34 protein-coding genes are annotated in these 26,735 nt (G+C 65.5%); 18 read left to right on the top strand and 16 right to left on the bottom strand.

Translation table 11 applies throughout. The features are described from left to right. Positions 1-71: 71 nt before the first annotated feature. The 4 genes from EN824_RS01310 to EN824_RS01290 all read right to left on the bottom strand — a co-directional run bounded on the left by EN824_RS01310 (position 72) and on the right by EN824_RS01290 (position 4,663). A complete protein-coding gene (locus tag EN824_RS01310) occupies positions 72-1,088 on the bottom strand; it encodes an ABC transporter permease (RefSeq protein WP_135931745.1) in 1,017 nt (338 codons plus the stop codon). Further along, complete coding sequence (locus EN824_RS01305) at positions 1,085-2,668, bottom strand: sugar ABC transporter ATP-binding protein (protein ID WP_135931744.1); 1,584 nt, start codon at positions 2,666-2,668, stop codon at positions 1,085-1,087. Before EN824_RS01305 ends, EN824_RS01310 begins: the two co-directional genes overlap by 4 nt. Before the next feature lie 219 nt (positions 2,669-2,887). Then, complete coding sequence (locus EN824_RS01295; protein WP_135931743.1) at positions 2,888-3,835, bottom strand: substrate-binding domain-containing protein; 948 nt, start codon at positions 3,833-3,835, stop codon at positions 2,888-2,890. A 267-nt stretch (positions 3,836-4,102) separates the two neighbouring features. After that, positions 4,103-4,663 carry a dienelactone hydrolase family protein gene (locus tag EN824_RS01290; protein ID WP_135931742.1) on the bottom strand — a complete coding sequence of 187 codons (561 nt, stop codon included), beginning with the start codon at positions 4,661-4,663 and terminating at the stop codon, positions 4,103-4,105. Positions 4,664-4,800: 137 nt separating this feature from the next. On the opposite strand from EN824_RS01290, the gene EN824_RS01285 reads away from it, so the two are divergent. After that, positions 4,801-5,499, top strand: coding sequence for a RibD family protein (locus EN824_RS01285; protein WP_135931741.1), 699 nt, complete (start codon positions 4,801-4,803; stop codon positions 5,497-5,499). Positions 5,500-5,764: 265 nt separating this feature from the next. Here the strand turns inward: EN824_RS01285 and EN824_RS01280 are convergent, their stop codons facing one another. Further along, complete coding sequence (locus EN824_RS01280) at positions 5,765-6,649, bottom strand: SDR family oxidoreductase (protein WP_135931740.1); 885 nt, start codon at positions 6,647-6,649, stop codon at positions 5,765-5,767. Positions 6,650-6,736: 87 nt separating this feature from the next. Here EN824_RS01280 and EN824_RS01275 point away from each other — a divergent pair, with 87 nt between their 5' ends. Beyond that, positions 6,737-7,603 (top strand): helix-turn-helix transcriptional regulator, encoded by an 867-nt coding sequence (locus EN824_RS01275; protein WP_245520929.1) that lies wholly within the window; start codon positions 6,737-6,739, stop codon positions 7,601-7,603. Here the strand turns inward: EN824_RS01275 and EN824_RS01270 are convergent. Both EN824_RS01270 and EN824_RS01265 read right to left on the bottom strand, forming a co-directional pair. Next, a complete protein-coding gene (locus EN824_RS01270; protein ID WP_135931738.1) occupies positions 7,600-8,052 on the bottom strand; it encodes an SRPBCC domain-containing protein in 453 nt (150 codons plus the stop codon). The two genes, EN824_RS01275 and EN824_RS01270, sit on opposite strands and share 4 nt — an antisense overlap. Positions 8,053-8,173: 121 nt before the next feature. Continuing rightward, the gene (locus EN824_RS01265) at positions 8,174-8,716 is read right to left on the bottom strand and encodes a phosphatase PAP2 family protein (RefSeq protein WP_135931737.1); all 543 of its coding nucleotides are present in this window, start codon (positions 8,714-8,716) and stop codon (positions 8,174-8,176) included. A gap of 46 nt (positions 8,717-8,762) precedes the next feature. Between EN824_RS01265 and EN824_RS01260 the strand changes: the two genes are divergently transcribed. Next, positions 8,763-9,242, top strand: a complete 480-nt coding sequence (locus EN824_RS01260) for a DUF2127 domain-containing protein (RefSeq protein WP_135931736.1) — start codon at positions 8,763-8,765, stop codon at positions 9,240-9,242. 39 nt (positions 9,243-9,281) lie between these two features. Beyond that, positions 9,282-9,431 carry a hypothetical protein gene (locus EN824_RS35055; RefSeq protein WP_189522107.1) on the top strand — a complete coding sequence of 50 codons (150 nt, stop codon included), beginning with the start codon at positions 9,282-9,284 and terminating at the stop codon, positions 9,429-9,431. 59 nt (positions 9,432-9,490) lie between these two features. On the opposite strand, the gene EN824_RS01255 is transcribed toward EN824_RS35055, so the two are convergent. After that, complete coding sequence (locus EN824_RS01255; RefSeq protein WP_135931735.1) at positions 9,491-9,787, bottom strand: DUF1236 domain-containing protein; 297 nt, start codon at positions 9,785-9,787, stop codon at positions 9,491-9,493. A 539-nt stretch (positions 9,788-10,326) separates the two neighbouring features. On the opposite strand from EN824_RS01255, the gene EN824_RS01250 reads away from it, so the two are divergent. Together EN824_RS01250 and EN824_RS01245 are read left to right on the top strand one after the other, a co-directional pair. Continuing rightward, the gene (locus EN824_RS01250; RefSeq protein WP_245520928.1) at positions 10,327-10,578 is read left to right on the top strand and encodes a polymerase; all 252 of its coding nucleotides are present in this window, start codon (positions 10,327-10,329) and stop codon (positions 10,576-10,578) included. 113 nt (positions 10,579-10,691) lie between these two features. Beyond that, positions 10,692-10,913, top strand: a complete 222-nt coding sequence (locus EN824_RS01245) for a hypothetical protein (RefSeq protein ID WP_127870198.1) — start codon at positions 10,692-10,694, stop codon at positions 10,911-10,913. Between the two features lie 98 nt (positions 10,914-11,011). Here EN824_RS01245 and EN824_RS01240 read toward each other — a convergent pair whose 3' ends face one another. Continuing rightward, complete coding sequence (locus tag EN824_RS01240; RefSeq protein ID WP_127870197.1) at positions 11,012-12,928, bottom strand: diguanylate cyclase; 1,917 nt, start codon at positions 12,926-12,928, stop codon at positions 11,012-11,014. A 159-nt stretch (positions 12,929-13,087) separates the two neighbouring features. Next, positions 13,088-13,993 carry a LysR family transcriptional regulator gene (locus EN824_RS01235; protein WP_127278836.1) on the bottom strand — a complete coding sequence of 302 codons (906 nt, stop codon included), beginning with the start codon at positions 13,991-13,993 and terminating at the stop codon, positions 13,088-13,090. Positions 13,994-14,087: 94 nt separating this feature from the next. On the opposite strand from EN824_RS01235, the gene EN824_RS01230 reads away from it, so the two are divergent. The 6 genes from EN824_RS01230 (at position 14,088) to EN824_RS01205 (ending at position 18,056) form a co-directional block, all read left to right on the top strand. Continuing rightward, complete coding sequence (locus tag EN824_RS01230; RefSeq protein WP_127870196.1) at positions 14,088-14,969, top strand: aldo/keto reductase family oxidoreductase; 882 nt, start codon at positions 14,088-14,090, stop codon at positions 14,967-14,969. 140 nt (positions 14,970-15,109) lie between these two features. After that, entirely contained in the window at positions 15,110-15,445 is a 336-nt protein-coding gene (locus EN824_RS01225) for a metalloregulator ArsR/SmtB family transcription factor (protein ID WP_127278838.1), read from the top strand. Beyond that, entirely contained in the window at positions 15,442-15,942 is a 501-nt protein-coding gene (locus EN824_RS01220; RefSeq protein ID WP_127870195.1) for an SRPBCC domain-containing protein, read from the top strand. The genes EN824_RS01225 and EN824_RS01220 overlap by 4 nt, the downstream gene beginning before the upstream one ends. Then, on the top strand, positions 15,932-16,756 hold the full coding sequence (locus EN824_RS01215; RefSeq protein WP_127870194.1) for an alpha/beta hydrolase: 825 nt from the start codon (positions 15,932-15,934) through the stop codon (positions 16,754-16,756). Before EN824_RS01220 ends, EN824_RS01215 begins: the two co-directional genes overlap by 11 nt. A gap of 39 nt (positions 16,757-16,795) precedes the next feature. Next, positions 16,796-17,182: a VOC family protein gene (locus tag EN824_RS01210; protein ID WP_135867390.1), complete on the top strand. Its 387-nt coding sequence runs from the start codon at positions 16,796-16,798 to the stop codon at positions 17,180-17,182. 100 nt (positions 17,183-17,282) lie between these two features. After that, positions 17,283-18,056, top strand: a complete 774-nt coding sequence (locus EN824_RS01205) for a pseudouridine synthase (protein WP_189522106.1) — start codon at positions 17,283-17,285, stop codon at positions 18,054-18,056. A gap of 34 nt (positions 18,057-18,090) precedes the next feature. Here EN824_RS01205 and EN824_RS01200 read toward each other — a convergent pair whose 3' ends face one another. After that, the gene (locus EN824_RS01200; protein WP_135931734.1) at positions 18,091-18,504 is read right to left on the bottom strand and encodes a hypothetical protein; all 414 of its coding nucleotides are present in this window, start codon (positions 18,502-18,504) and stop codon (positions 18,091-18,093) included. 108 nt (positions 18,505-18,612) lie between these two features. Continuing rightward, a complete protein-coding gene (locus tag EN824_RS35050; protein WP_189522105.1) occupies positions 18,613-18,786 on the bottom strand; it encodes a hypothetical protein in 174 nt (57 codons plus the stop codon). 64 nt (positions 18,787-18,850) lie between these two features. On the opposite strand from EN824_RS35050, the gene EN824_RS01195 reads away from it, so the two are divergent. The 3 genes from EN824_RS01195 to EN824_RS01185 all read left to right on the top strand — a co-directional run bounded on the left by EN824_RS01195 (position 18,851) and on the right by EN824_RS01185 (position 21,182). Beyond that, complete coding sequence (locus EN824_RS01195) at positions 18,851-19,597, top strand: SDR family NAD(P)-dependent oxidoreductase (RefSeq protein ID WP_127280130.1); 747 nt, start codon at positions 18,851-18,853, stop codon at positions 19,595-19,597. Positions 19,598-19,637: 40 nt separating this feature from the next. Beyond that, positions 19,638-20,681 carry an RNA polymerase subunit sigma-70 gene (locus tag EN824_RS01190; RefSeq protein WP_135931733.1) on the top strand — a complete coding sequence of 348 codons (1,044 nt, stop codon included), beginning with the start codon at positions 19,638-19,640 and terminating at the stop codon, positions 20,679-20,681. 99 nt (positions 20,682-20,780) lie between these two features. Continuing rightward, entirely contained in the window at positions 20,781-21,182 is a 402-nt protein-coding gene (locus tag EN824_RS01185) for a VOC family protein (RefSeq protein WP_135931732.1), read from the top strand. A 289-nt stretch (positions 21,183-21,471) separates the two neighbouring features. Here the strand turns inward: EN824_RS01185 and EN824_RS01180 are convergent, their stop codons facing one another. Then, a complete protein-coding gene (locus EN824_RS01180) occupies positions 21,472-22,053 on the bottom strand; it encodes a histidine phosphatase family protein (RefSeq protein WP_135931731.1) in 582 nt (193 codons plus the stop codon). Positions 22,054-22,465: 412 nt separating this feature from the next. On the opposite strand from EN824_RS01180, the gene EN824_RS01175 reads away from it, so the two are divergent. Continuing rightward, positions 22,466-22,915 carry a universal stress protein gene (locus tag EN824_RS01175; RefSeq protein WP_135916456.1) on the top strand — a complete coding sequence of 150 codons (450 nt, stop codon included), beginning with the start codon at positions 22,466-22,468 and terminating at the stop codon, positions 22,913-22,915. A 37-nt stretch (positions 22,916-22,952) separates the two neighbouring features. On the opposite strand, the gene EN824_RS01170 is transcribed toward EN824_RS01175, so the two are convergent. Next, the gene (locus EN824_RS01170; RefSeq protein ID WP_135931730.1) at positions 22,953-23,858 is read right to left on the bottom strand and encodes an AraC family transcriptional regulator; all 906 of its coding nucleotides are present in this window, start codon (positions 23,856-23,858) and stop codon (positions 22,953-22,955) included. A 207-nt stretch (positions 23,859-24,065) separates the two neighbouring features. Here EN824_RS01170 and EN824_RS01165 point away from each other — a divergent pair, with 207 nt between their 5' ends. Further along, complete coding sequence (locus tag EN824_RS01165; protein ID WP_135916454.1) at positions 24,066-24,641, top strand: DUF308 domain-containing protein; 576 nt, start codon at positions 24,066-24,068, stop codon at positions 24,639-24,641. 64 nt (positions 24,642-24,705) lie between these two features. On the opposite strand, the gene EN824_RS01160 is transcribed toward EN824_RS01165, so the two are convergent. Both EN824_RS01160 and EN824_RS01155 read right to left on the bottom strand, forming a co-directional pair. After that, complete coding sequence (locus EN824_RS01160) at positions 24,706-25,461, bottom strand: sulfite exporter TauE/SafE family protein (protein ID WP_135931729.1); 756 nt, start codon at positions 25,459-25,461, stop codon at positions 24,706-24,708. A 60-nt stretch (positions 25,462-25,521) separates the two neighbouring features. Beyond that, positions 25,522-25,725, bottom strand: a complete 204-nt coding sequence (locus EN824_RS01155; RefSeq protein WP_135931728.1) for a hypothetical protein — start codon at positions 25,723-25,725, stop codon at positions 25,522-25,524. Between the two features lie 124 nt (positions 25,726-25,849). Between EN824_RS01155 and EN824_RS01150 the strand changes: the two genes are divergently transcribed. After that, the gene (locus EN824_RS01150) at positions 25,850-26,722 is read left to right on the top strand and encodes a LysR substrate-binding domain-containing protein (protein ID WP_127278905.1); all 873 of its coding nucleotides are present in this window, start codon (positions 25,850-25,852) and stop codon (positions 26,720-26,722) included. The last annotated feature ends 13 nt before the right edge of the window (positions 26,723-26,735 follow it).

Raw genomic sequence — 26,735 nt, 5'->3', positions numbered from 1 at the left:
CGCCGATGTTTTGCAACCGGGCCGGGAACTGGCCGCGCATCCGCTGCACGCGGCCATGGTGCCGCGCACCCTTACCGCCTCACCCGCGACTTCAGCCAGCGATCGAACGCCACCGCCAGGATCAGGATCAGGCCGATGACGATGCTTTGCGTGTAGGACGACACGTTGTTGAACTGCAGCCCGTTCTGCAGCACGCCGATCAGGGCAGCCCCCACCACCGTGCCGCCGACCGAGCCGATGCCGCCGAACAGCGAGGTGCCGCCGATGACGACGGCCGAGATCACCGTCAGCTCGTAGCCGATGCCGGCGACCGCTTCGGAAGAATTCAGCCTGGCCGACAGCACGAAGGCGGCGAGCCCGGCGAAGAAGCCGACGATGACATAGACCGAAACCAGGATGCGGTCGACGCGCAGGCCCGACAGCCGTGCCGCTTCGGCATTGCCGCCGACGGCGTAGACGGCACGGCCATAGCGGGTGTAGCGCAGCACGATGTGGCACAATATGGCGGCGATGGCGAAGATCAGCGCCGGCACCGGAACCGGGCCGATCAGCCCCGTGCCGTACCAGCGCATGGAGGCGTCGAAGCCGGAGATCGGACCGCCATTGGAGATGGTCAGCGTCAGCCCGCGAAACACCGTCAGCCCACCCAGCGTGACGACGAAGGGCGGCACTTTCAGCCTTGTGATGGCGAACCCCTGCACGCCGCCGGCGAGAGCACCGACCACGACGGCGGCCAGCAGCGCCGCGAACCAGCCATAGCCCTGCGTGCCTGACGTCGACAGCGACAGCGTGTTGGCGGTGCCGCCCTTGGCGACCACGGCCGCCACCATGCCGCAGAAGGCGAGCAGCGAGCCGACCGAAAGATCGATGCCGGCGGTGAGGATGACGAAAGTCATGCCGAGCGCGATCAGCCCGGTGATCGAGATCTGGCGCGTGATGTTGAACAGGTTGATCGGGTCGATGAAGCTCGGCTTCAGCACGGTGAAGACGACGACGAGGGCGGCCAGGAACAGCAGCGGCCCGAAGCTCATCAAAAGCCGTGCGATCGTCACGCCGCCGCGCTGGTTCTGTTCCTCGGCGATGCTCATCGTGCCTGTTCCCCCGCGTCCTGTGACGGCGTATCCTGCCTGTCGAGCGCCATCAATTCCATCAGTCTTTCCTCGTTTGCCTCGACGCCCGGCATCTGCCCGGTGATGCGTCCCTTGCGCATGGTGACGATGCGGTCCGACACCGCCAGCACCTCGGGCAGTTCGGACGAGATCATCATCACCGCGATGCCCCGCGCCGCCAGTTGCACCAGGATCTGGTGCACCTCCGCCTTGGCGCCGACATCGACGCCGCGCGTCGGCTCGTCGACGATCAGCACCTTTGGGTCGCGCGCCAGCCAGCGCGCCAGGATCACCTTCTGCTGGTTGCCGCCCGACAGGCCCTCGATCGCCTGCTCGGCCGAAGCCATGCGGATCGACAGCATTTTGCGGAAACCCGACAGCGCGTCGCGCTCGCGCCGCTCGGCCATGAAGCCGAAGCCGTTGCTGAAGCGCCCAAGTGAGGCGACGGAGAAATTCGGCAATATACCAAGGGCTGCGAAGATCGCCTGATGCTTGCGGTCCTCCGGCACCAGGCCGATGCCGAGCTTGATGGCGTCGGCCGGCGATGCGGGTGCTATTTCCCTGCCGTCGAGCGTGATCGTGCCCGCCGCGATGCGGTCGGCGCCGAAAATGGCGCGGGCGAGTTCCGTGCGGCCCGAGCCGACGAGGCCGGCAACGCCGAGGATCTCGCCGGCCTTGAGGTCGATGTCGACGCCGTCGAGCACGATGGCATGCGGCGCTTCGGGGTCGCGCACGGTGCGCAAGCCCCGAACCGACAGCACCACATCGCCGGCCACCGCGCGCTGCGCCGGCCGCGCGTAAAGTTCGGAAGCGGCGCGGCCGACCATCTTCTCGATGATGGCGGGCAGCTTGATCGGCCCGCCCTGACGCTCGAGATGCCCCGCCAGCCTGCCGTCGCGCAGCACCGTCATGCGGTCGCAGATGGCGGATGCCTCCTCCAGCCGGTGGGTGACGAACATGATCGCGACCTTGTCCTTGCGCAGCCGGTCCATGATCGACAGCAGCCGCTGCACCTCGGTCTCGGTCAGCGCCGAGGTCGGTTCGTCCATGATGATCAGCCGGCTTTTCAGCGACAGTGCGCGGGCGATCTCGACCAGCTGCTGTTCGGCCACAGACAGCGCCGACACCGGCGTCATCGGGTCGATGGAGAGACCGACGCGGGCAATGATGGCGCGGGAATCCTGCTCCATCTTGCGCCAGCTCACCAGCCCGAGCGGCCCGGTCGGCGCGCGGCCGATGAAGATATTCTCCGCCACGGTCAGCGTCGGGATCAGGCTGAGCTCCTGATAGATGGTGACGATGCCCAGCCGCTTGGCGTCCTGCGGGCTCGCCGGCTGATAGTCGGCGCCGTCGAAGGTGATGCGGCCGGCCGACGGTGGCATGACGCCGGACAGTATTTTCAAGAGCGTCGATTTTCCCGCGCCGTTTTCGCCAAGCAGGCCGAGGATTTCGCCGGGATGGATGTCGAGCGAAACCTCGTTCAATGCCGTGACACCGGCGAAATGCTTGGTGACGCCTTCGACGGCAAGCAGGACGGGGGATGCGGCTTCAACTGGCAAGGATGGCTCCCGGATTGCGGCAGGCAGCGGGGCACGCCCCCCTCTGTCCTACCGGACATCTCCCCCACGAGGGGGGAGATTGGATGTCGTGAAGGCTTTCGCCAATTTCAAACGTTGCAAGAGAGGCGCGGTCGAAAGAAGCTGCTGATCTCCCCCCTCGTGGGGGAGATGGCCGGCAGGCCAGAGGGGGGCGTGCCCCACCGGCCTGACCAATCCAGCCTACTTCGTCTCGCTCAACCGCTCCGCCTTATCCAAATTGTCCTTGCCGATGACGATGGGCGTCAGCAGCACCAGCTTTTCCTTCGGCTCGGTCTTGTCCTTGGCGTAGGCGACCGCGATCTGCACGGCGGTGCGCGACTGCTTGCCGGGGAACTGTTCGACCGTGCCGGCGAGCTTGCCGTCGCGCACGGCGACCAGCGCTTCGGGCAGCGCATCGAAGCCGTAGATCTTGACGTCGCTGAAGTTGCGCGCGGCGCACGCTTCGAGAGCGCCCAGCGCCATGTCGTCATTGGCGCAGATGATGGCGTCCGGCTTGCCGTTGGCGGCTAGGCCGGCTTCCGTCACCGTCAGCGCCTCGGCGCGGGCGAAGTTGGCGGTCTGCTCATAGATGATCTGGTACTTGTCCTTCAGCGGATCGAGCACATTGTGCACGCCCTTGTTGCGGTCGATCGCGGGACCCGCGCCCGGCTGGCCCTGCAGGTGGAACAGCTTGGCGCCATTGGGGAATGCCGCCACCACGGCGCTCGCTTCCGCCTCGCCGCCCTTCACATTGTCGGCGCCGACATGGGCAAGGATGCCCTGGACACCGTCGACGCGGCGGTCGATCGTCACCACGGGAACGCCGGCCTTGACCGCTTCCTCGATGGCTGGCGCCAGCGCGTTGACGTCGAGCGGCGAGATGACGATGGCATTGACCTTCTGCACCAGGGCTGCCTCGATGTCGGCGGTCTGCTTGGTGGCCGAGTTCTGGCCGTCGCTCTCGGTCAGGTTGACGCCTTGCGCCTGCGCTTCGGCCTTGATCTCGTTCAGCATGTGCACGAAGAACGGAAAGCCGAGACTGGGCACCGAGCCGAGAATGGTGAGTTTGTCCTCGGCGAAAGCCGAGCGTGCGGCCAGCATCATGGCGCCCGCGGCCACGGACGTCATCAGGAATTCGCGTCTGTTCATGGGGTTCCTCCTCCACAGAAGCGCACTGTCCCTAAAAACCGGGACCGGTTTCAGGAAGGATCATGCGCCGGTTAAAGTGTTGGAGCATCCTCCTTGCGCCAAGAACGCATGCCGCTCCAGCTGACCGCCGCCTAAATTCCTCCGATCGGCGTCAACAAGAGGATGCTAACCCAGGGTCAACCGTTTGTGCAACATCGATATAACAGAGCCGGACAGCGACTTGTCGGAATTGTCTGAATTTTGGATTCTTGGGGCCTGAAGGCTCTTCTATGTCAGGAACGTCAAAGTGCGGCTCCAAAGTTGCGCGGCGGCCGTTCCATTATAGTCGGGCAGTGCCGGGTCGGAAAAATAATGTCCCGAGTTTGGATAGCGGAAGACCTGCACATCCGCTCTCGCTGCCTCCGCGCTTTCCTGCCAGGCGCGGACATCCGGCTCGGGGAAAAGTGGATCGGTGTCCGCGACATGTAGTTGAACCGGCAGGCCCGGGCGCGTGTTCGCAGGCACGGTCGCCAAACCATGCAACAGCAGGACACCCGCGGCCAGCGGACGCGACGCCCAGAATTCCGCCACCACGCCGGCGCCCATCGACATGCCGGCCAGCACCGCATCGCCCGGCGTCGAGGCCAAAGCCTCCCGTGCCTTTAGGCAGATGGCATCCCAACCGATCCGTGCCTTGATCGCGAAACCTTCATCGAGATCGTCCGTCGCCGCACCCTGATAAAGGTCTGGCAGCGTGACGGCATGGCCGCTGGCGCGGAAGCGCTCCGCAAGATCACGTTCGTTCCGGCGCAGGCCAAGAACCGAGTGAAACAGGATCATGTTCGCCATGCTCTGGTCCGGGTCGCTGAAATCCCGTCATGCTACCTGCCGGGGCTTGGAGCCTCAAGGCACGCCACGTCGACTTCCATTTTTCCGACCCGGCATTACCTTTGGACTGGCCAACGCCGACAAACGGAGACACCCATATGAAGCCGCACATCATCTGCCATATGCTTGCCTCGATCGACGGCAGCCTTCATCCGAGCCGCTATACCGAAAGCCCCGACGGCGGCCGGGCCGAATGGTCTGGCCTCTATGAACAGATCCACAACGACCTCGAAGGCGACGCCTGGATCGTCGGCCGCGTCACCATGGCCGAGATGAGCAAGGCCGGCGCGCACTCGCCGGCGCATGTGGGCAAGGTCGAGCGGCCGCATCATTTCGCGCGGCGCGACGCGGGCAGCTATGCCGTGGCGCTCGATGCCTCCGGCAAGCTGCATTTTGCCAAGCCCGACATCGGCGGCGATCATGTCGTGGTGCTGCTCGGGCGTGATGTCGAGGACAGCCACCTGGCCGAACTCGCCGCCGACGGCGTGTCCTATATCGTTTCGGAAACGGCCGACATCGATCTCGCCGCAATGCTCGACGTGCTCGGGCGCGAACTCGGCATCCGCAGGCTGCTGCTCGAGGGCGGCGCCGGCATCAACGGCTCCTTCCTGGCGGCGGGGCTGGTCGATGAACTCAGCCTTCTCGTTGCCCCCGCGCTCGATGCGCGGGCAGCGAACCAGGGCTTTGTCGAGTTCGGCGAGGCGGGCCTGGCGGGCAAGATGCAACTGTCTCTCAAAAGTTGCCAAACCCTGGCGCATGGTCTCGTCCACCTGCGCTACGCGGTCAGCCCTGGCTGATCTCGTGCTTGCGTTTTTGGACTGCATGCCTCCATCGTTTCGTCATCCACGGGCGGAGCAAGGAGCGTAGCGACGCAGCGCAGACCCGAGGATCCATGCCGGGACTCCTGAGCCCCGCCACAGTGAAGAATTCTGCTCCGCTGCGCTCTTCGGCCCAGGTCACGGAATGGATCCCAGGGTCTCCGCGACGGAGCTTCGCTCCTGCTGCGCCCTGGGATGACGAAGTTTAGAAGCCTCGGCCAATTCCGAACGTTGCTACCACCCATCAGTATCGCATGGCGTCGAGATCGGCGATCAGCGTCGGGCCGGTCGGATGCCAGCCGAGCCGTGCCTGGGTCAGCGCGCTGGAGGCCGGCAGGTCCATGGGAGCGAACATCGCCATCCAGCCGAAATGCTCCGCCGCCTTTTCCGGCGCGATCGAAACGACCGGCAGGTTCAGGCCCCGGCCGAGCGCCTCGGCGATCGCGCGCACCTCGACGCCTTCCTCGCCGACGGCGTGATAGCGCGCGCCGGGTTGCCGCTTTTCCACCGCCAGCCGGTAGAGGCGCGCCGCGTCGAGCACATGGCCCGCCGAAAAGCGATTGCGGCCTTCGCCGACATAGGCCGAAACGCCCTTCTGCCGCGCGATCTCGATGAGCGGCGAGATGAGGCCTTGCTTCCTCGTGTCGTGCACCTGCGGCAGGCGCAGCACCGAAAGATTGATGCCGGCCTCCAACAAGGCATTGCCGGCGAGTTCCGAGGCGATGCGGGGATTCGCGTGACCGGCGTTGAAGACATCCTCGACCGCCAGTTGGCCATGGCCGGGGCTGCCCATGCCGACGCCCGACGTGATCACCAGCGGCCGGTCGGAGCCGGCGAGCGCCTCGCCAAGCGCGGCGATGACACGGCTGTCCTTTTCGCAATTCTCGACAAACCGCGAGAAATCATGGTCGAACGCGGTGTGGATCACGGCCTCAGCCTTGGCCGCGCCGTCGCGCAGGCTTTTCGGATCCTCGAGGGTTCCGCGATACACCTCGGCGCCGGCGGCTGCCAACGCCTGCGCGCCCGCCTCGGAACGGGTGACGCCGACCACCTGATGGCCGGCCTGAAGAAGTTCGGGAACGAGCGCCGAACCGATGAAGCCGGTCGCGCCGGTGAGAAAGATACGCATGCAAAATCTCCTGGGTTGCCTGCGTAATATCACTGGTCTATTATTCCATTAAAGTAGTGATCTTATCATGGTATAATGGCTAACAGGATGCCCAACGCCTCCAACGGCTCGCTCGCTGCGTTCCTGAAAGACCGGCGCACCCGGCTCGATCCCTCGTCGTTCGGCTTCTCCGGGCGCAGGCGCACCCCTGGGCTGCGCCGCGAAGAGGTCGCCCAGCGCGCCAACATCAGCCCGACCTGGTACACATGGCTGGAACAGGGCCGCGGCGGCGCGCCCTCGGCCGACGTGCTGAACCGCATCGCCAAGGGCCTGCTGCTGACCGAGGCCGAGCGCGAACATCTTTTCATGCTGGGGCTGGGGCGCCCGCCCGAGGTCCGCTACCTCCGCGCCGACGGCGTCAGCCCCAGGCTGCAGCGCCTGATCGACACGCTCGAGGCAAGCCCTGCCCTGATCAAGACGGCGACCTGGGATGTCGTCGCCTGGAACAGCGCCGCGCAAGTCGTAATGACCGACTACAGCACCTTGCCCGCCGGCCAGCGCAACATACTGCGCTTCATGTTCCTGAGCCCCACCATCCGCGCCAAGCAGCACGATTGGGAGAACCTTGCCCGTTTCGTGGTCGGCGCGTTCCGGGCCGACGCGGCGCGCGCCGGCGCGGTGTCGGAGGTCGCCCAGTTGGTGGACGAACTGTGCGGCGCCAGCCCCGAGTTCGCCACCCTGTGGCGGGAGAACGACGTGCTCGCCCATGGCGACGGGACCAAGCGCCTGAAGCACCCCGAGCTCGGCGACATCGAGCTCGAATATTCGGCCTTCGCGGTCGATGGCCGGCCGGACCTCAGCCTGACCGTCTACAACCCGGTGGACAGCAAGGTCGCCGACCGCATCCGTGACCTCGCCCGGCGCCGCAAGGAGCGGGACGCGACGGACCCGTCGATGAAGCCCAGCGCGCCTTAGGGGCGTTCGCACATCGCCTTCAGGATCCGCAAGGTCGGCCCCCAGTAAAGATTGGCATGCGGACGGATCGACGGTTCGGCGAAGCCGCTCAGCGTCAAGGTCAGCAGCGTTCCCTGATCCGCCGGCGCGAGCGCGAAGCCGACCACCGTGTGGTTCTCGGGTACGTCAGCCAGGCGCGAGGCCGACAGCGTGCTCCAATAGCTGTAGGCGAAGCTCTTGTCCGGCTCGAACACCCGGACGGTGCCGTGGCTCTCGAACGGCAGGCCATGCAGCACGCCGCGTATCACGATCGCGCCGCCGGCATGAGCCTCGAGGCCGACATCAAGCTCTTCGTCGGACATCCATTGCGCAATCAGTGCCGGCGTCGTCAACACCCGCCAGACCTTGGCCGGGTCGGCATCGATGGCGATGGCCTTGACGATCGGCGCGGTGTCGAGGGAACCGGTCACGAACGCCGCGACATTGCGGCAGCGACGCGACCGGAACCACGCCGGGCAACATTATGGACCGGTCTTTCCGAACTTGCACCGGCAGAATTGCACGCAAGGTCTGTTCGACGAACGATCTCCATCACAGGAAACTTGTCGCCAGCCGGTCGAGCCGCGAATCCTCGCGGTAGAGGGCGCGGACGAGCATCGCCGCGGCAATGCCGGTCAAGGCACCGCCAAGCACATCCGTGACGTAATGGGTGCCCACAAACAGCCTCGACCAGCAGATAAGCACCGCCATGGCCCCGAAAATCAGCGCGCGTCCGGGAAGCGCCTGCACGGCGAATGCGGCAACGATGGCGAAAGCCGCCGTCGCGTGATCCGAGGGGAACGACCAGTCGGCGCTGGCGGGAATGATGAGATGGGTCACACCGGCGTCGTAGGGACGCACGCGATGCACGAAAAGCAGGATGATCTGGTTGGCGCCAAGTCCGATCAGGAAAGACAACCCCGCCGCGATCGCGGCATGGCGGACGTGGGTCCGGTCCGTCCTGCTCCACCATTGCAGGACCACGCAGGCGATCAGGAGCGGGACACCGAATTTCGTCACCGAGATCATGATCAGATCCAGCGCCGGGCTTATTCCCGCCGCCGAATTGATCCAATGTGTAGTCGTCACGTCCATCAATTCACCTTACCGTTGAGCCGCCATGCCAAATGGCAGGAGAGCCATGAACGAGCAGCGTGTCCACCAGATTTTCGAGGTCAGCCTGCTGCTAAAGGGCGCACATGCGCTCATCGAATGCGTCGGCGGCCTGCTGCTCGCCTTTGTCAGCACCAGCACCATCGTGTCGCTGGTGAACAGGCTGACGCAGGAAGAGCTGGTCGAGGACCCGCATGATTTCATCGCCGGCCATCTGATGAACGCGGCGAACCATTTCTCCGTCGGCACGCAGCATTTCTACGCATTTTACCTTCTCAGCCATGGCCTCATCAAGATTGCCCTGGTGGTGGGGCTGCTGAGGGGGAAGCTGTGGGCCTATCCGGCCTCGCTGGTCGCCTTGCTGCTGTTCATCGTCTACCAGCTCTACCGCTTCAGCTATACCCGCTCCGCGGGGCTGATCGTGCTCACCATATTCGACCTGATCGTCATCTGGCTGATCTGGCACGAATACCGCCTCGTTCGGCGCCACAAGGTGGCAAGCCGTTAGGGTCTGCCGCGGCCCCTATTCCGGCGTGCCATGCGCCGAATGCCGGCAGGTGATCTCAGGGTTCTGCTGCCCGAGGTCAGGATCATCGGCTCGACGCTCGACGGCGGGATCGAACTGATGACCATCGGCGAGATTTATCCAAGCCCTTATGGGCTGGGCACCAAGGGTATCGACCCGCGCAAATTCTGATTGCGCGGGCACCCAGTTGCAGCCGGCCCGCCACCAGTCCGGCAGCGGGCCGGGCGTTGTTACTGGATGATCTTGATGATCTTGTGGGTGCCCGGATCCACGATCACGGTCTGGTTGTCGATCACGGTGTAGCGATATTTGACATTGGGGACTTCGTGAAGCTCGACCGTGTCGGGCAGAGCCGTGCCGATGTTGAGTTCGACGCCGGGAACCTTCACCGAAGCCAGCGGCTGCTTCTTCACATATTCCTTGATCACCGTCTCCTGCTCGGGCTGGATGATGACGTCTTCGGCGGCGGCTGCGCCGACACCTGCGAGCAACAGAACCGCGGCTACGGCGGCAAGATTCTTGTTCATGAATTCCTCCATTTTGAAATCGGCACAGCACAGGATTGTCGCCGCGCTGAGGATCGAACTTCAGGCACGGATGAACGTTCCCCGGTCGGGCTTCGGTCGGGCCAACCTCGGACTTAGGTCCCATTCAAGAACGCAATGGTCCTGCCGCCGCCCCCGCCGGGAACGGTCGCCTTTCGCACTCGTTGTCGCTCCGTGATGGCAGGCAGCTGACTGATATCAGTAAGCAGCCCCATGTTTTTAGCGAATTGGCGCAGCTACGTCCCTTCCTGCGCCAATAGGGTTCGCTCACTGCGTCCAGTTGGTGAGCGAACCCTGAATTCCCCGGCATCGGGCCGAGACGGGAGGAGGTTGTGATGTTCGGCGACAAGGAAACCCGTCTTATCGAGATGGTGCTGCTGATGGCGGTCCCGTTATCGGCGTTGATCCCCGCATTGCTCGTCACCTTCACGTCGAGCTGGTAGCAGCCCGCTTCGAGAGGGACAGCCCCGCCTGCTTTGGCGGAGAGCTCGGCATCCGCTGGTGCCCGTTGCCGATTGTCGATGCGTGATTTGGAGGAGAGGGAATTGCAACTTGGTGACATCATCGCCAACACCTTGGCCATCCTCTTGCTGGTTTGTTTTCTCGCCAGCACCTTCTTCCTTTTCGGAAAGCCATTATGGCCGGAGCAGCACGCTCGCATGGTCATCATTGTGCCGGTTGACACGATGACGACAGCGTCGACCGGCCGCGGTGGCGCCCCTGTCCTCCCAGGCACTTTCGACACCAGCATTGCCCGTCCGAGGCCGTCCTGACGGGCATCATGGGCATGCGCGCCAGCGAATGCAGCCGCGCCCGAACAGCCCGGAACCAAACCAATCGGCAAGGGTTTCCCAGTGGAAGGGACCGCAACCACGGAAGCGGAGTAATGGAACTTCTGACCTTGGAACTGGCCCGGGCGAGGCAGCGCCTCAACCGAGCGGAACTTGCCCTGGAACGTGCAAACGCGATGCTGGACGAGGACTGTGGCGTCGGTATCAATCTGAGGCTTTGCGACAGGATACGATCCGCGCAACAACGCGTCGGCGAGGCGAAAGCTCGGCTTGTGAAGCTCGATCCCGCAAGCATGGATTCAGGCCACAGCGGTTGAAGCAGCTGAGAGAGAGACGCCCGCCGAATCCTCATTCAGGCAATCGCCAGTTCACCCTCGGATTCTACCCGGCAGCCCGGCCCTAGGCCCAGGAAGACTCAAGTCTTGCGCCGCGAACCGGTCGCGCGTTGGTCGCTGAGGTGAGGACGCCATCCATGCACTCGGTCCCGCCCCGCGGCCTTGGCGCCGTAGAGCGCCTCGTCCGCACGATTCAAAAGATCGGCGATCTCCATGGCGCCGCCGCCGGCATCGAAGGTGCCGACACCGATGCTGACGGTAACGATGCCTTTTTCGCTGCCGGCATGCCCAAGAGCGAGGTCGCGCACCTTGCTCCTGAGGTTTTCGGCGATGACGAAGGCGCCCCGCGCATCGGTCTCGGGCAGGATGAGCGCGAACTCCTCGCCGCCATAGCGGGCGGCGGCGTCCGCCGGCCGGCGGGCTGCCGCCTCGATGCAGCGGCTGACGACGCGCAGGCATTCATCGCCCGCCGGATGGCCGTAATAGTCGTTGAACCGCTTGAACCAATCGACGTCGATGATGAGCAGGCTGAGCGGCATTGCGTTGCGGCTGGCGCGGGCGAATTCGCGCGCCAGCGCTTCGTCGAAGGCGCGCCGCGTCAACAGTTCGGTCAGGCCGTCACGGTGCGCCAGAAGGTTCAGCTTCTCATTGGCGGCCATCAGTTCGGCCTCGACCTGCTTGGCCTCGGTGATGTCGGAAAACACGCTGAGGCTGCCGCCATCGCCGGTCGGCCGGGTGCGCACATCGAGCCAGCGCCCGTCGGCAAGCTGGACCTGGCGGTGACTGACGAGCTTCTGCGCGGCCATGATGCCGGCGATCCAGTCTTCGACCGCGTCCGGCGGCGTGGTCCCTTCGCCGCGCTCCGCCGAGGCGCGCAGGATGTCGCGGTAATCGGCACCCGGCACCCTCATGTCCGCCGTCTTCGGAAACATGGCGCGGTACCGGGCGTTGCACAGCACCAGCCTGCCGTCCGGATCGAACATCACCAGGCCGTCGGCCATGTGCGTCAGGGCGTCTCCGAGCCTTGCCTGGCTTTCCGCCAGCTCGTTCTCAAGCTGCTTGCGAACGGTGATATCGCGATTGTGCGTGATCAGGCCGATGATGGCTCCGCTCCGATCCCGAAAGGGCGCCTTCAAGGTCGCCAGCCAGCCATCGGTGCCGTCCTCGTGGTGAAGGCGCTGTTCGATGGTCGACGAAGCGCCCGAGGCCAGCACGGCAAGCTCGTCCTCGCGGAAGCCCTGCGCCGTCCCACGCGGAAAGAAGTCGAAATCCGTTTTGCCGATCAGTGCCTTGGCGTCGGTCGCATGCATCAGTTCCGCCGTCGCCGGATTGGCCGCGATGAACCGCCCGTCGAGATCCTTGACGTTGAGGCAATCGGGCAGCGTCTCCACCACGGCCTTGTAGATGCGCCGGGACTGCAGCGCTTCGAGGCGACGCCGCTCCTGGTAGAGCGTCAGCCCCGACAGCACCACCGAGACGAAGATGAGCAGGGAGGACGGCAGCGCCACCTTCGGCAGCACCATCTGCAGGACATCCCGCGGCAGCACGCTGAGGCCAAGCAGTGACGCCGCCGCGGCGGCCGCGCCAAGGATCATGATGTCGATCATGGTGGCGCGGCGGCCCTTCAGGGCAAGGTTGCCGGCAACGCCAACCAGCATGGCGGCCGCGATGCCCACGGCGCCGGCGAAGGCGCCGATGCCGCCCTCGAAAGTCCGGAAGGCACCGGCCATGACCCCGGCGACGATGCCGGCGACAGGGCCGCCGAAGAAGCCGGCAACGGCAATCATCGTCGCCCTGAGATCGGCGAACACGCCCGGCTGCAACTGCATGGGTGTCAGCATCAGGACGATGGCGCCGGCGCCCATCAGCAGGCCGAAGGCCGCTGCCTTCGCGGCGGCCGGCCAGCGATCCAGCCACACATGGGTGTGGATCCAGACTGAAACGAACATCGCGACGACCGCGAGATTGGCCAGCAATTCGGACCAGGGCGAACCCATTGCGCGCCTTTCCTTTCACCGGGCTTTCGCCGTATCGCCTCCTCGATAGGCCCTCAATGACAACAAAGTGTTACATCGGGGATTTGCCCTTTGGTCGAAAGCAAGCGCGGCGACACGCCGAAAAGGCCGGCGCAAACCTGCAGCGATTTCGGTACGGGATCAGTCCCACCGCATCCCAGCGACAAAGTCGATGAACGCGCGCAGCGGCGCCGGCGTCAGGCGGCGGCCGGGATAGTAGAGGTACGGGCCTGAAAATTCCTGCCACCAGGGCTCCAGCACCGGCTCCAGCCTGCCATCGTCGAAATAGGGATGCAGCCAGTCCTCGAACAGACTGACAATGCCGCCGCCGGCGACGGCCACCTCGAGCGCGAGCGCCATTGCGGTGCCGGTGCTGACCAGCAGCGGGCCGGTCGGCTCGACGCTCACCTCCTCGCCGTCGCGTTCGAACTCCCAGGGCGGCGTGAAGCCGCTGGCGAAGCGTCCGCGCAGGCAGGCGTGGTCGAGCAGGTCGCGCGGGTGCTCGGGCCGGCCGCGCCGGTCGAGATAGGCCGTCGCGGCGGCGGTGGCGAAGCGCTGGCGGCGCGGGCCGATCGGCACGGCGATCATGTCCTGCTCCAGCCGCTCGTCATAGCGGATGCCGGCATCGCAGCCGCTCGCCAGTATGTCGACGAAACTGTCCTCGGCGGTCACTTCCAGGCGAATGTCGGGATAGGCCGCGAGGAAGGGCGGCAACAGGCGCGGCAGCACCAGTTTCGCCGCGACGACAGGCACGTTGAGCCGCAACGTGCCGGCCGGCCGGCCGCGAAAACCGTTGACCACGTCGAGCGCTGCCTCTACCTCGCCGAGCGCCGGACCGAGCCGTTCGAGCAGGCGCGCGCCGGCCTCGGTCGGCGCCACGCTGCGCGTGGTGCGGTTGAGAAGCCGCACGCCGAGTTCGCTCTCCAGCCGCCGCACCGTCTCCGAGAGGCTGGAAGCGCTGACGCCGCCCACCCGGGCCGCCTCGCGAAAGCCGCCGGCGCGCGCCACCGCCATGAATGCCTGGAGGTCGCCGAGATTCGCCGCCATTGTTCGCCTTTCCGCACAGGCCGTGCCGATTGCACCATATTTATCGTGCAGGCGCGCCTTGTCTATATCTGGCTGATCCAATGGAGACGACACCATGACCGACATCAGCAAGGCCGGAAGCTTCAAGCTCGGCGACCGCACCGTGAAGCGCCTCGGCTACGGCGCCATGCAACTGGCTGGACCGGGCGTCTTCGGCCCGCCGAAGGACCGCGAGGCAGCCCTTGCCGTGCTGCGCGAGGCGATTGCCAGCAGCGTCGACCACATCGACACATCGGATTTCTACGGTCCGCACGTCACCAACCAGATCATCCGCGAGGCGCTGCACCCCTACCCCGCCAACCTCACCATCGTCACCAAGATCAGTGCCCGGCGCGGCGCGGATGCATCGTGGATCCCCGCAATGTCGCCTCAGGAGTTGACGCAGGCCGTGCACGACAATCTGCGTAATCTCGGACTGGATGTGATCGAGGTCGTGAACCTGCGCTCCATGCATGGCATCCACGGACCCGCCGAAGGGTCGCTCGAGCCGCAGCTCGACACGCTCGCCGACCTGCAGCGCCAGGGGCTTGTGCGCCATATCGGCCTGAGCAACGTCACCCGCAAACAGATCGCGCAGGGGCGCCGCATGGTCGACATCGTCTGCGTGCAGAACCAATACAACATCGCGCACCGCCAGGATGATGCGCTGATCGACGAGCTTGCCGCCGACGGCATCGCTTATGTGCCGTTCTTCCCGCTCGGCGGTTTCACGCCGCTGCAGTCGAGCACGCTTGCCGACGTCGCGCAAAAGCTCGGCGCGACTCCCATGCAGGTGGCGCTCGCCTGGCTGTTGCAGCGCGCGCCCAACATCCTGCTCATCCCCGGCACCTCGTCGGTCGGGCATCTCAGGGAGAACCTGGCAGCGGCCGAACTTAGGCTGCCGGCGGATGCGATCCAGATCCTGAACGGCATCGCGGCCGAAAAGGCAGCCGCCTGAGCTTCCAAAGCCACGCTTGCCGGGGTGGAAACGTTCTCCCCGGCGAGCGCGCCATCTCTCGCGGTTTCCGAAAGCTCGTTGACGAGGTAAGGCAAGCCGTTTATAGAACCAATTAGTTCTAGAACTGATTGGTTCCAAAAATGGCTGCTGAATTTTCCCTCGACCAAACATTCGCCGCGCTCGCCGATCCGACGCGGCGCGCGATCCTTGCCCGGCTGCTCGATGGCGAGGCCTCGGTCGCCGAGCTCGCGCAACCCTTCGCGCTCACCGTGCGGGCCGTCTCCAAACATGTCGGCGTGCTGGAGCAGGCCGGCCTCGTCACCCGCAGCCGGGCGGCGCAGAAACATCTGAGCCGCATCGAGCTCAAGCCGCTGCGCGACATCGACCGCTGGCTCGACGACTACCGAAAACTCTGGGAAGGCCGCTTCGACCGCATGGAGGATCTGCTGCGGCGCGACGCGGACAAGGCGCCATGAGCGAGAGCGTCCAAGATACCGCCGAGCGCAGCTTCGCCATCGAACGGGTGTTCCAGGCTCCGGTGGCACGCGTCTTTCGGCTGTGGACCGACCCCAGGCTGGTGGCGCAATGGTGGGGCATCAAGGATTGCACCATTCCTCACTGCGTGCTCGACGTGCGCGTCGGTGGCCGCTGGCGCATCGATATGCTGACCGCCAGCGGCACGCTCTACCGCAACCAGGGCAGCTATCTCGAAGTCGTCGAGAACGTCAGGCTGAGCTATTGCGACGAACCGGATCCGGAAATCCGCGAATGGGCCGGCAATCCGCCGGGCCGGAGCCGCCATACCGTGAGCTTTATGCCCGACGGCATGCGGACCCATGTCCATTTCGAGGTGACGCTGGCGAGCGCCGCCGACCGCGAGCGCCTGCTGGCGCTGGGCATGCGCGGCGGCTGGATGCAGAGCTTCGACCGGCTGGAGCAGCTGATAGACCGGGAAGCCAACCATGCCGGCTGAGAACGCGAAACCGTCCATTGAAGCCGTACTGTCGCGGGATGGGACGCCGATCGCCTGCGAGCGCCGCGGCCACGGCCACCCGCTCATTCTCGTTGACGGCGCGCTGTGCTCGCGCGCGATGGGACCGAGCGGTCCGCTGGCCAAGGCGCTCGCGGACAACTTCACCGTGTTCCGCTACGACCGTCGTGGCCGTGGCGGCAGCGGCGACACCGCGCCCTACGCGGTCGAGCGCGAGGTCGACGACATCGAGGCCGTGCTGCGGGCCGCCGGCGGCGAGGCCTATGTCTGGGGCATGTCGTCCGGCGCCATGCTGGCGCTGATGGCGGCAACCCGCCTGCCCGGCATCAAGAAGCTCGCGCTCTACGAAGCGCCGCTGATCGTCGACGACAGCCGCACCACCACGCAGGCCGATTGGGCGACGATCGAGACTGCCGTCGCCGAAGGCCGGCGCGGCGACGCCATAACCGCCTTCCTCAAATCGGTGGGCATGCCCCGCCTGCTCATCGTCTTCATGAAGCTCATGCCGATCTGGCGACGGCTCAAGGCGGTGGCGCATACCTTGCCGCATGATGGCGCCATCGTCGGCGGCGATCAGCTTGGCAGGCCGCTCGATCCCAGCCGCTGGGCTTCGCTGCGCGTGCCGGTATTGGTGAGCGACGGCGGCAAGAGCCCGCCATGGATGCGGCATGGCAACAAGGCCCTGGCCAAGGCATTGCCCAATGCAAGCTATCAGACGCTGCCCGGCCAGAACCACATGCTGAAGCCGGCCGCGCACGCCCCGGTGCTGACGGCGTTCTTCAACAGCCTGGATTAGGTACGGACGTCAACCCATGCGAATAAAAGGAAATCGACCATGCGGCTTCGCCATATCCTCATCAAGGTCGACGACCAGGACAAGGCGCTGGCCTTCTACACCTCGGTCATGGGTTTTGTGAAAAAGCATGATCACGACAGCGGTCCAATCCGCTGGCTGACGGTGGTGGCACCCGACGATGGCGGCACGGAACTGGTGCTCGAACCCAACAGCGCCCCGCCGGCGCGCGCCGCGCAGCAAGCGCTTTACGACGCCCGTTTCCCGGCGGCGCTCATCACCGTCGGCGACATCCACGCCGAGTTCGATCGGCTCACCGGGCGCGGCGTGAAATTTCTCGGGCCTCCGGAACGCACAGGCCCGGTGACATCGGCCTTCTTCGACGACACCTGCGGCAATTTCATCGTGATGGCCGAGCCATCCGCCTGAAGCGCTTGTTGCTGGGACAGCAACAGACCGGCCGCGCCCGGCTTGCGGTGCCCGCCTCCCCCGTGGCATCTGTCCGCCGGAACGGAACGCCGGCAACAGAATGGCAGCACGACCACCACCGCCCGGCCGGCCGCCAGCCGGCAAGCCACGCAGCGCCGGACCTCCCGGCGTCAGCCTGAACCGTGCGCTGTCAAAACTCGGCCTGTGCTCGCGCACGCAGGCCGAAGTGCTGATCGCGGCGGGCCGCGTGCGCGTCGGCGGCAAGGTGGTGCGTGACGCGGCGCTGCGCGTCGACATGAACCGCGACCGCATCGTCGTCGATGGCGATGCGGTCGTCGCCGAGCGCAAGGTCTATCTGATGCTGAACAAGCCGCGCGGGCTGGTCACCACCCGCGACGACCCGCAACAGCGCGACACCATCTACGCCTGTCTCGAAGGGCTCGATTTGCCCTATGTCTCGCCGGTCGGCCGTCTCGACAAGGCCAGCGAAGGCCTGCTGCTGATGACCAACGACACCCGCTTCGCCAACCGGCTGATGGATCCAGCCTCGCATCTGCCCAAGACCTATCACGTGCAGGTCGCCACGGTGCCGGATGAAACGCTGCTGGACAGGTTGCGCGCCGGCGTCACCGTCGACGGCGAGACCCTGGCGGCAAACGCGATCGAACTCCTGCGCAGCGGCGGCCGCACCGCCTGGCTGGAGATCGTGCTCGACGAAGGCAAGAACCGCCACATCCGCCGCCTGCTTGCCGCCCACGGCATCGAGGTCAAGCGCCTCATCCGCATCGCCATCGGCAGCCTGCCGCTCGGCAACCTCGCCAAGGGCACGGCGCGGCATCTGACGGCGCAGGAGCTGGCGTTGCTGGCTGAGTAAGCGGCGCGGCGCCACCAGCCAAAAAACGAATCTGCTATTCGACGTTGATCCTGATGACCGTCTTGGACGCATATCCATAGTAGGTATGAAGGGACAAAGTCACCTCGTCTCGCCCTTTGAAACCAGGGGCCGATCGATACATGACCTTGATCCCGTCGACCTTGCGCGAATCGCATTTCGCACGCGCATCTTTCTTGGCGTAGTGCGCATAGGTCTTCCCGTTCATAATCATGAGCTTTCCATGACTTGGTCCGGAAATTGCTCTCAAATCATCCTTGCCGGCCTTCGAACAGTCGGGGTTGAGGGTCGATCCTCCGTAGAGAAAAATCTCCTGTCCGGAGAGTGCCGTTTTTTCATAGCTGAACGAGTGGGTATACGCGGCGGCTGGACAGACCGAAAACCCCAGAAGCGCAAGCACCGTCATGATACCCGTTGTGCGGCGGATCATATCAACTCCCCTCAGCCTTATGAATTAATTCACCCGCCGACAGTTTTAGGATGGCTTTCGAGCCAATCGCCAATCACGGGCGCAGTACTTCCAATCAATTCTTGGTTATCAGAATAGAATCTGGATACCGCCGATGCGTTTTGCTTCTGGCAATGGATCGGCTCTGGCGTTGCTGCGCGCTTGAGCAAACGTCGCGCCCTCGAGGGCCATGCGGCGAACGAATGAAAGCCGCCTGACAGGCGCCCCGCGAAAGATTTTTACCGACGTACCGATGAATTCCACCCGCCTCGGCTGTCCTGATCATCAGGCGCCGGAATTCCTCCGGGCCGGAACAGCGAGGTGAACCATGGGATCGTTGCAAGGTCAAAATGTTGTCGTCGTCGGAGGCAGCCGGGGCGTCGGCCGCTCCATCGTGAAGGCTGCGCTGAGCGAGGGAGCAACCGTGCTCGCCGTCGCCCGGGGCGCGGACGCTTTGAAGGAACTCTCCTGGGAGGCGTCAGGCGTAAGGACGCTCGTGGCGGACGCCACGCAGGAGGTGGCACCCGATGCGGTCTTCGCCGCTCTCGAACCGGACGTGCTGGTGATCTGCGCCGGTGCCTTCGCCCCGTCGGCACCGATTCAGGACCAGGGCTGGGACGAATTCTCCGCCAATTGGGAAATGGACGTCAAGGCGTCCTTCCTGTTCTGCCAGGCGGCGCTGCGCGGCCGGCTGAAGCCCGGCAGCCGCGTGGTGCTGATCTCCAGCGGCGCTGCATTCAGCGGCGGCCCGCCCAATTCCGGCGGCTACTCCGGCGCCAAGCGCATGCAGTTGTTCCTCGCCGCCCACAGCCAGAAGGAAGCCGACCGGCTTGGCCTCGGCCTGCGTTTCATGGCGCTGGCGCCGATGCGCATCATGGCCGGCACCGGCGTCGGCCAGCGCGGCATATCGGGCGTTTCGGCCTATCTCGGCATCAGCCCGGCGGATTTCCTGGCCAGCATGACCGATATGCAGACGCCCGCCGATGTCGCCAGCGCCGTGGTGACGCTTGCCGGCGGCAAGATGCAGGGCACCGCCTTCACGGTGAGCGGCAGCGGCCTTGCGGCGGCGGCGTGAGGCGCGCAGGATGGCCCGAAATCGTTACAATGGACTTGAAATGACGGATGCTCCTGGCGCTTTCGGGCCATCGGGCCGGCCGGTCCTCGACCGGCCGGCCTTCGAGCGCCTGACCACCACCCACCGCCGCGAACTCAAGCTGCACTGCTACCGGATGATGGGCTCGCTGCACGAGGCCGACGACCTCGTCCAGGACACGTTCCTGAAGGCATGGCGCGGCCGCGCGCAATTCGGCGGCCACGGCTCGCCGCGTGGCTGGCTCTACGCCATTGCCACCAACAATTGCCTCAACGCGATCAAGGCGAGGTCGTCGGCGCGCCGCATTCTCGAAGAGCCCGCACGGCCGTCGACCGAAGGCCGCGCCGCTGCCGGGCCGGCCGCCGAACTCGCCTGGCTGGAACCTTACCCGGACGCCGAGCTGCCCGATCTCGCCGATGGCGCACCCGGGCCGGACGCACGCTACGAAACCCGTGAGGCCGTCCGGCTGGCCTTCGTCGCGGCGATCCAGCTTCTGCCGCCCAGGCAGCGCGCCGTGCTTTTGCTGTGCGACGTGCTCGGCTGGTCGGCGCTGGAGGCGGCTCAATTGCTGGGCGGCTCGACGGCGTCGGTCAACAGTGCCTTGCAGCGGGCGCGCGCCACACTTGGCGAACGCTTTCCAAAGGGGCGGCCACTGCAGCGCGCGCGGCCAAGCCCCGACGAGGACCTGCTGCTCGAACGCTATATCAGGACCTGGGAGGCCGCCAATCTCGATGGCTTCGTCGAACTGCTGCGCGAAGACGCCACCTACCACATGCCGCCATGGCATGACTGGTATCAGGGGCGCCAGGCGATCCACGACTTCTTCAAGACCGTGTGGAACAATTACGCCGGCTATCGCGCGGTGGCGACAAGGGCCAACAGCCAACCAGCGGTCGCGATCTACGCGCAACGGTTTCACGACCCGGAATGGCGCGCGCAATCGCTGCACGTCATCGAGCCGGCCGAAGGCCGGATCACCGCGCTGACGGTCTATGTCGGCCCGCTCGGCCCCGCTTTGTTCGCGGCTTTCGGCCTGCCGCCGGTCTGGACCGAACCCGAAGCGTAACCGTCGCAACTCCTCTCCTGACAGAAAGCTGTCAGGAGGCCTGGTCTATGCATCGGCTGGGAAGCCCGCTCGCGGCTTCGAGATCAAGGAGCCAATGCGATGAATTTCGTCTCTGTCCGCATCATCACGTCAGATGTCCAGCGCCTCGTGCGCTTCTACGGTGAGATCACCGGCATGCCGGTGACGGTGTACACCGAAGACTTCGCCGAACTGGCGACGCCGGCCTGCACGCTGGCGATCGGCAGCACGCGCACCCTGATGCTGTTCGGCGGCGACATCGCCCGCCCCGCCGACAACCACACCGCCATCCTCGAGTTCCGCGTCGGCGACGTCGATGCCGAATTCGCCCGGCTGTCGGACCTCATCAAGAAGACAACCGTGCAGGAGCCGACCACCATGCCCTGGGGCAACCGCTCGCTGCTGTTCCGCGACCCCGACGGCAATCTGGTGAATTTCTTCCAGCCCTTCACCGCCGAGGCGATCAGGAAGTTCGAGAGGTAGGAGGCGGGCGCGCGGTTTGAGTTGATTAGCGTCCAGCATCGGAATTAGCCAAAGCCACCCAACACGTCGTCATCCTAGGGCGAAGCAGGAGCGCAGCTCCGTCGCGGAGACCCTAGGATCCATGCCGGGACCTTTGCCGTGAAGCGCAGCGGAGCAGAATTCCGCACCGTGGCTGCGCCCCGAAGTCGCGGCATGGATCCTCGGGTCTGCGCCGCGTCGCTTCGCTCCTTGCTTCGCCCGTGGATGACGAAGGCGATAGGCGTCACCACATCTGGTTGATGTGGCCTGCCTACTTCAGGTTCCACTTGCGCACGACCGGCTCGGTCAGATCATGCTCATAACCCAGCACGCTGATGCTGGCCGTGTCGAGCACGAACAGCGCGCCGCCTTCCGGCGGCAGGCCGAGCCAGCGGGCGGCGAGCACGCGCAGGAAATGCGCGCTTGAAAAAATCAGTATGTCGGCATTGGCCTTGCGCAGGCGATCGATAATCCTGTCGGCGCGGGCGCCGACATCGGCCGCCGTCTCGCCTTGCGGGCAACCGTCGCGAAACACGTTCCAGCCCGGCCGCTCGGCCAGGATTTCCTTGGTCGTGCGCCCTTCATAGGCGCCGTAATCCCACTCCTGCAGATCGTCCAGCTTGAGGCTCGCGGCCCCAAAGCCGGCAAGCACGCTGGTGTTGTAGGCGCGCTGCGAGGGGCTCGACCAAACCTGGGAAAACGACAGGCCTTTCAAGCGGTCCGCCACACCGCGCGCCGCCGCTTCGCCGGCCGGCGTCAGCGGCATGTCGGTGCGGCCTGTATGCTGCCCCGAAAGGCTCCATGCCGTCTCGCCATGCCGGACGAGATGGATCTGCGGATACGCGTTGCTCATGGAATGCCTTTCAAAGTTGTCGGCACCTTAGAGGACGATTTCGCGAAGGGGAATCCGGCCGGCGAAATTCATGCCTCTTCTCGATGCGCTGGCGCCGCCCCTCATCTGGCTGCCGCCATCTTCTCCCCGTAAACGGGGAGAAGGACGCTGTCGCCGCTGATTTCGCCAATCGGCAGCGTTGCAAGTGAGGCGGCGGCGTTGCGGCAGCTTCTTTCTCCCCGTTTACGGGGAGAAATGCCCGGCAGGGCAATGACGGGCGGCGCCGGCGCCAACGATTGACCGCCCGAGACACCAAGCTCTGGATATCGAATCCCTCGCTGGCCCTGATCCCCGCCGCTTTGGCTCAATGAATGAGCGCGGAGGCATAACTATCTATGTTGGAGAGTAATCAGGCATCACAGGTCGGATCATCATGTACAAACATCTGCTCATCGCCACCGACGGCTCGGAACTGGCCGGCAAGGGCGTCGCCCAGGGCCTCATTTTGGCCAAGGACCTCGGCGCCGCCGTCACCTTCGTCACCGTTTCGGAACAATTCCCGATCTTCGCCTGGGGCGGCGCCATGGCCGGCTACGCCGCCGGCGATGAACTGGCCGTCTTCCAGGAAGAATCGCGCCGCTATGGCAGGGAAGTGCTCGACAAATGCAAGGCATCCGCAGATGCCGCCGGCGTCTCCGCCAAACTGGTCCATGTCGAGGACAAACGGCCCGCCGAAGCGATCCTGGACCTGTCCAAGACGCAAGGCTGCGACCTGATCGTCATGGCCTCGCATGGCCGCCGCGGGCTGGGCAGGCTGCTTCTGGGCAGCCAGACGGCGGAAGTGCTGTCCTACACCGAGATTCCGGTGCTGGTGGTGCGGTAGGTCCCGCAGCTCACTTTTTACAAAATGGCGCCTCCGGTCAGGGCTGCTTGGCGGGTTCATTGGTCAGCGCATATTCAACCCGTGGCGGGTGCCCGAAGAGCTGTTTGTAGGCCCGGCTGAAGGCGGCTTCGGACTCGTAGCCGATGCGCAAGCCGATCTCGCCCACGCGCGCGTCCCGCCTGGCCAGCAGATCGCGGGCCAGGCCCAGGCGCCATTCATTCTGGTAGCGCAGCGGTGAACGCCCGACGAGCGCGGCGAAGCGCTCGCAGAAGCTCGAACGTGACATGCCGGCCTTGTCGGCCAGTTCATTGATGCTCCACCGCTGCAGCGGCCTTTCGTGGATGGCCTTCAGGGAACGGGCGATGCGGGCATCGGAAAGCCCGCCGAGCCAGCCCGTGGCGTGCCCTTCATGGACCCAGTTGCGCAAGGTGCGGATGACCATGAGATCGATGATGCGGGAAATCATCAAGGCAGCACCCGGCTGGGCGCCGCTGGTTTCGACCATCAGGAAAGGCAGCATTCCATCGACCCACCCTGCCCCCTGGGCACGCTGGATGTGAATGCATTGCGGCAAGGCGAAGATCATCCCCCGCAGGCTGTCCGGATCGAACCAGAAGCGGCAGACGACGATCGTGACGCGTGGATGCGATGCCACCAGCCGCGACGCGCCGGGGCCGCGAGGCAGCAGCACGAGGTCGCCGGCCTCGATGACGGCGGCAGCCTGGTCCTCGCTCTCCATGCGCAGTGCGCCGGCCGTCACCACGACGATATGAGCCTGCCCCTCGTCGAGATCGAGTTGCTCCGCCTCCGCCAGCGTGCGTGAAAAAACCTCGTCGCCGGTAAGCCTGATCTGCGCCAGCACATGCGAGAGAAGGTCGCCGGAGACACCCGCACGCGGCCCTCCATCCGGAAGAATGGTCAAGTTTTCAGGCGATTCAATCATGGATATGGCCGACCGGTTCTCATACATTCCTTGGCAAGGATAGCGCATTCCCATTGATTATGCGCTGTTTTCGCCTTGGCGCAAAGCCATTCCCGCGCCGAGGGCGCGAGAATGGGCTGTTCCAATCATCCAACCCCGAGGGCGTGATCAAGCGGGTCAACCCGCCGCCTCTCAGCCTCGGGCCATCCAACAAGACAGGACGTTCCAATGAGCACTCAAACCATCCAGGCGCCCAGCGGCGTTGCCGCATCGCAGTGGCTGAAGTCATATTATTTCCTCCGCGCCGGCTTTTCGGTCGCGTGGGTGGCGGCGGCCTTCACCCTTGGCAAAAGCGCGCCGCCGGTCGCGGCGATACTGCTGGTCGCCTACCCGGCCTGGGACGCGATCGCCAATGTTCTGGACGCGCAGCGCAGCGGCGGCCTGAAGGCCAATCCCAGCCAGGCGCTCAACGCGGCGGTCAGCACGATCACGGCGATCGCGGTCTTCATCGCCCTTGGACAGGGCCCGCACGCGGTCCTGGCGGTGTTCGGGGCATGGGCCATTCTCTCCGGCCTGTTCCAGCTTGCCACCGGCGTGCGCCGTTGGCGGGCGGGCGCGCAATGGGCGATGGTGCTCAGCGGTGCGCAGTCGGCGCTTGCCGGCGGCTTCTTCATCAAACAGGCGATCGGCGCCGCGACGCCCGGCATCACCGATATCGCGCCCTATGCCGCGTTCGGCGCCTTCTATTTTCTCGTCTCGGCCATATGGCTGAGCGTCATGCAGGCACGCAAGCGCACCGCTTGATCCTCCAAAATGCCGGGCCCCGCCGAAACACTCGAAAGAGGTTTTGGGGCCTGGCTTTTTTAGACTAGCCCTGCAGCGCAGCCTCCAACGCGAGATAGGCCCCGAGCGCCAGCAAGCCGGCGAAGAACACCGTGCGAAAAGTCTCGACGCTCATCCTTTGGCGCAGCGCCTGGCCGACGACCATGCCGGCCAGCGCCGGCGCCAGGGCCAGCACCGACCCCGTCAATTGCGCCGTCGGCGAGGCAAGCGCGCCGGCCCTGAACAGTCCGAAGCCGAGGGCCAAGGTCGATACGGTGAAGGACAGGCCAAGCGCCTGGATCAGGTCTTCCCGGCCCAGCCGCAACGATTGCAGATAGGGCACCGCCGGAATGACGAAAACGCCGGTGGCGCCGGTGACCAGCCCGGTCGCCACGCCGACCAGCGGCGATATCCAGGCCTCGTGGCGCGCCGGCGTGGTGAAGCCGGCCTTGGCCAGGCCGACAAGCGCATAGAGCATCAGCGCGGCGCCAAGCCCGGCCGAGGCGATCATCGTGTGCGCGCCGGTCAGCAGGCCGGCGCCAGTCACGGTGCCGACGACGACACCGGCCATCATCGTCCACAGCCGTTTCCAGAGCCCGCCGAAGGATGGACCGGTGAACAACTGCCACAGATTGGTGACCAGCGACGGGATCAACAGCAAGGCGGCCGCCTGCGCCGGCGGCATGGTCACAGCCAGCAGGCCCATCGCCACGGTCGGCAGCCCCATGCCGACGACGCCCTTGACGAGGCCGGCGGCGAGAAACACGAAACCGATGAGGGCGACGGCGCCGATGCTTAGCATGGATGGCCGCTCACCATGGATGGACGTTCATTAGGATAGAGCCCGGGCACGCCGGTTCCTTCAGTCATGCAACAACATGTCCGTCGCCTCGGCATCCAGGTTTGCCGGCACGGCATCACGGCTGACGGAAGCCGCCGCCGCGGCGCATCCATGCGAACCAGGCTGCGCTTGCGCCATGGCAAGCGAGGCCACCGCGATCGCCAGCACGATCGCCGCGCTTTCAAGAATGCCTAGCCCTTGCCGGCCTGATGTTTTTTCACGCATCGCTTATCTCCATCGCAAATGATTTGACGGACATGCGGGCCGCCCACAATGTGGAAGTTGCGCTGCCAGCCTTCGGCCTGAACGAAGGCTGATGCTGGCGCGGCACGATTTGCGGGAGCGAAAAATGCGTTTCGACCTCACCGATCTCCGACTGTTCCTGCTGGTGGCCGAACGCGGCAGCATCACCCATGGCGCCGAACTCGCCGGCCTGGCGCTGGCCTCGGCCAGCGCGCGCATCAAGGGCATGGAGGAAAGCCTCGGCGCGCCGCTTCTGGAGCGGCGCCGGCGCGGCGTGGTGCCGACGGCGGCCGGACAGGCGCTGCTCCACCATGCGCGCGCGGTGCAGAACCAGATCGAGGCGATGGCCGGCGACCTCGGCGCCTACGCCACGGGCCTGCGCGCCCGCATACGGCTGATGGCCAACACGGCGGCGACCAGCGAACTCCTGCGCGACACGCTGCCGGCCTTCCTGGTCGCGCATCCCGGGATCGACATCGAGCTCGACGAACGCCCCAGCCATGAGATCGCCGAGGCGGTGGCGAACGGTGCCGCCGATCTTGGGATCGCCGCGACCTGGGCCGGCCTTTCGCATCTCGAGCAAAAACCGTTCTTCGTCGACCGCCTGGTGGTGATTACGGCGCGGAACAGGCCCGGCCTCGAAGGCCAGACCGCCAGCCTTGCCGACCTTCTCGGCGAAGCCTTCGTCGGCTTGAGCGCCGGCCATCCCTTGCAGGAGCACATCACCCGCCAGGCCGCCAGGCTCGGTGGCCACCTGCACTTCCGCATCCGCGTGCCCGGCCTCGACAATGTCTGCCGGCTGGTCTCGCAAGGCGCCGGCATCGCCATCGTGCCCGAAAGTGCGGCGCGCCGTTCGGCCCGCACGCTGCGCAGCCTGCGGCTCGGCGATGACTGGGCCACGCGCCAGCTCAATCTGTGCGCCCGCCGCTTCGAGGCGCTGACGCCGCAGGCGAAACTGCTGGCGGCGGCGTTGGCGTGAGGACAAGCCGCCC

Source organism: Mesorhizobium sp. M8A.F.Ca.ET.181.01.1.1 (genome assembly GCF_004792025.1).
Classification (GTDB): domain Bacteria; phylum Pseudomonadota; class Alphaproteobacteria; order Rhizobiales; family Rhizobiaceae; genus Mesorhizobium.
The sequence above is the reverse complement of the archived record's forward strand: the minus strand, read 5'-3'. Positions and strand labels throughout refer to the sequence as shown.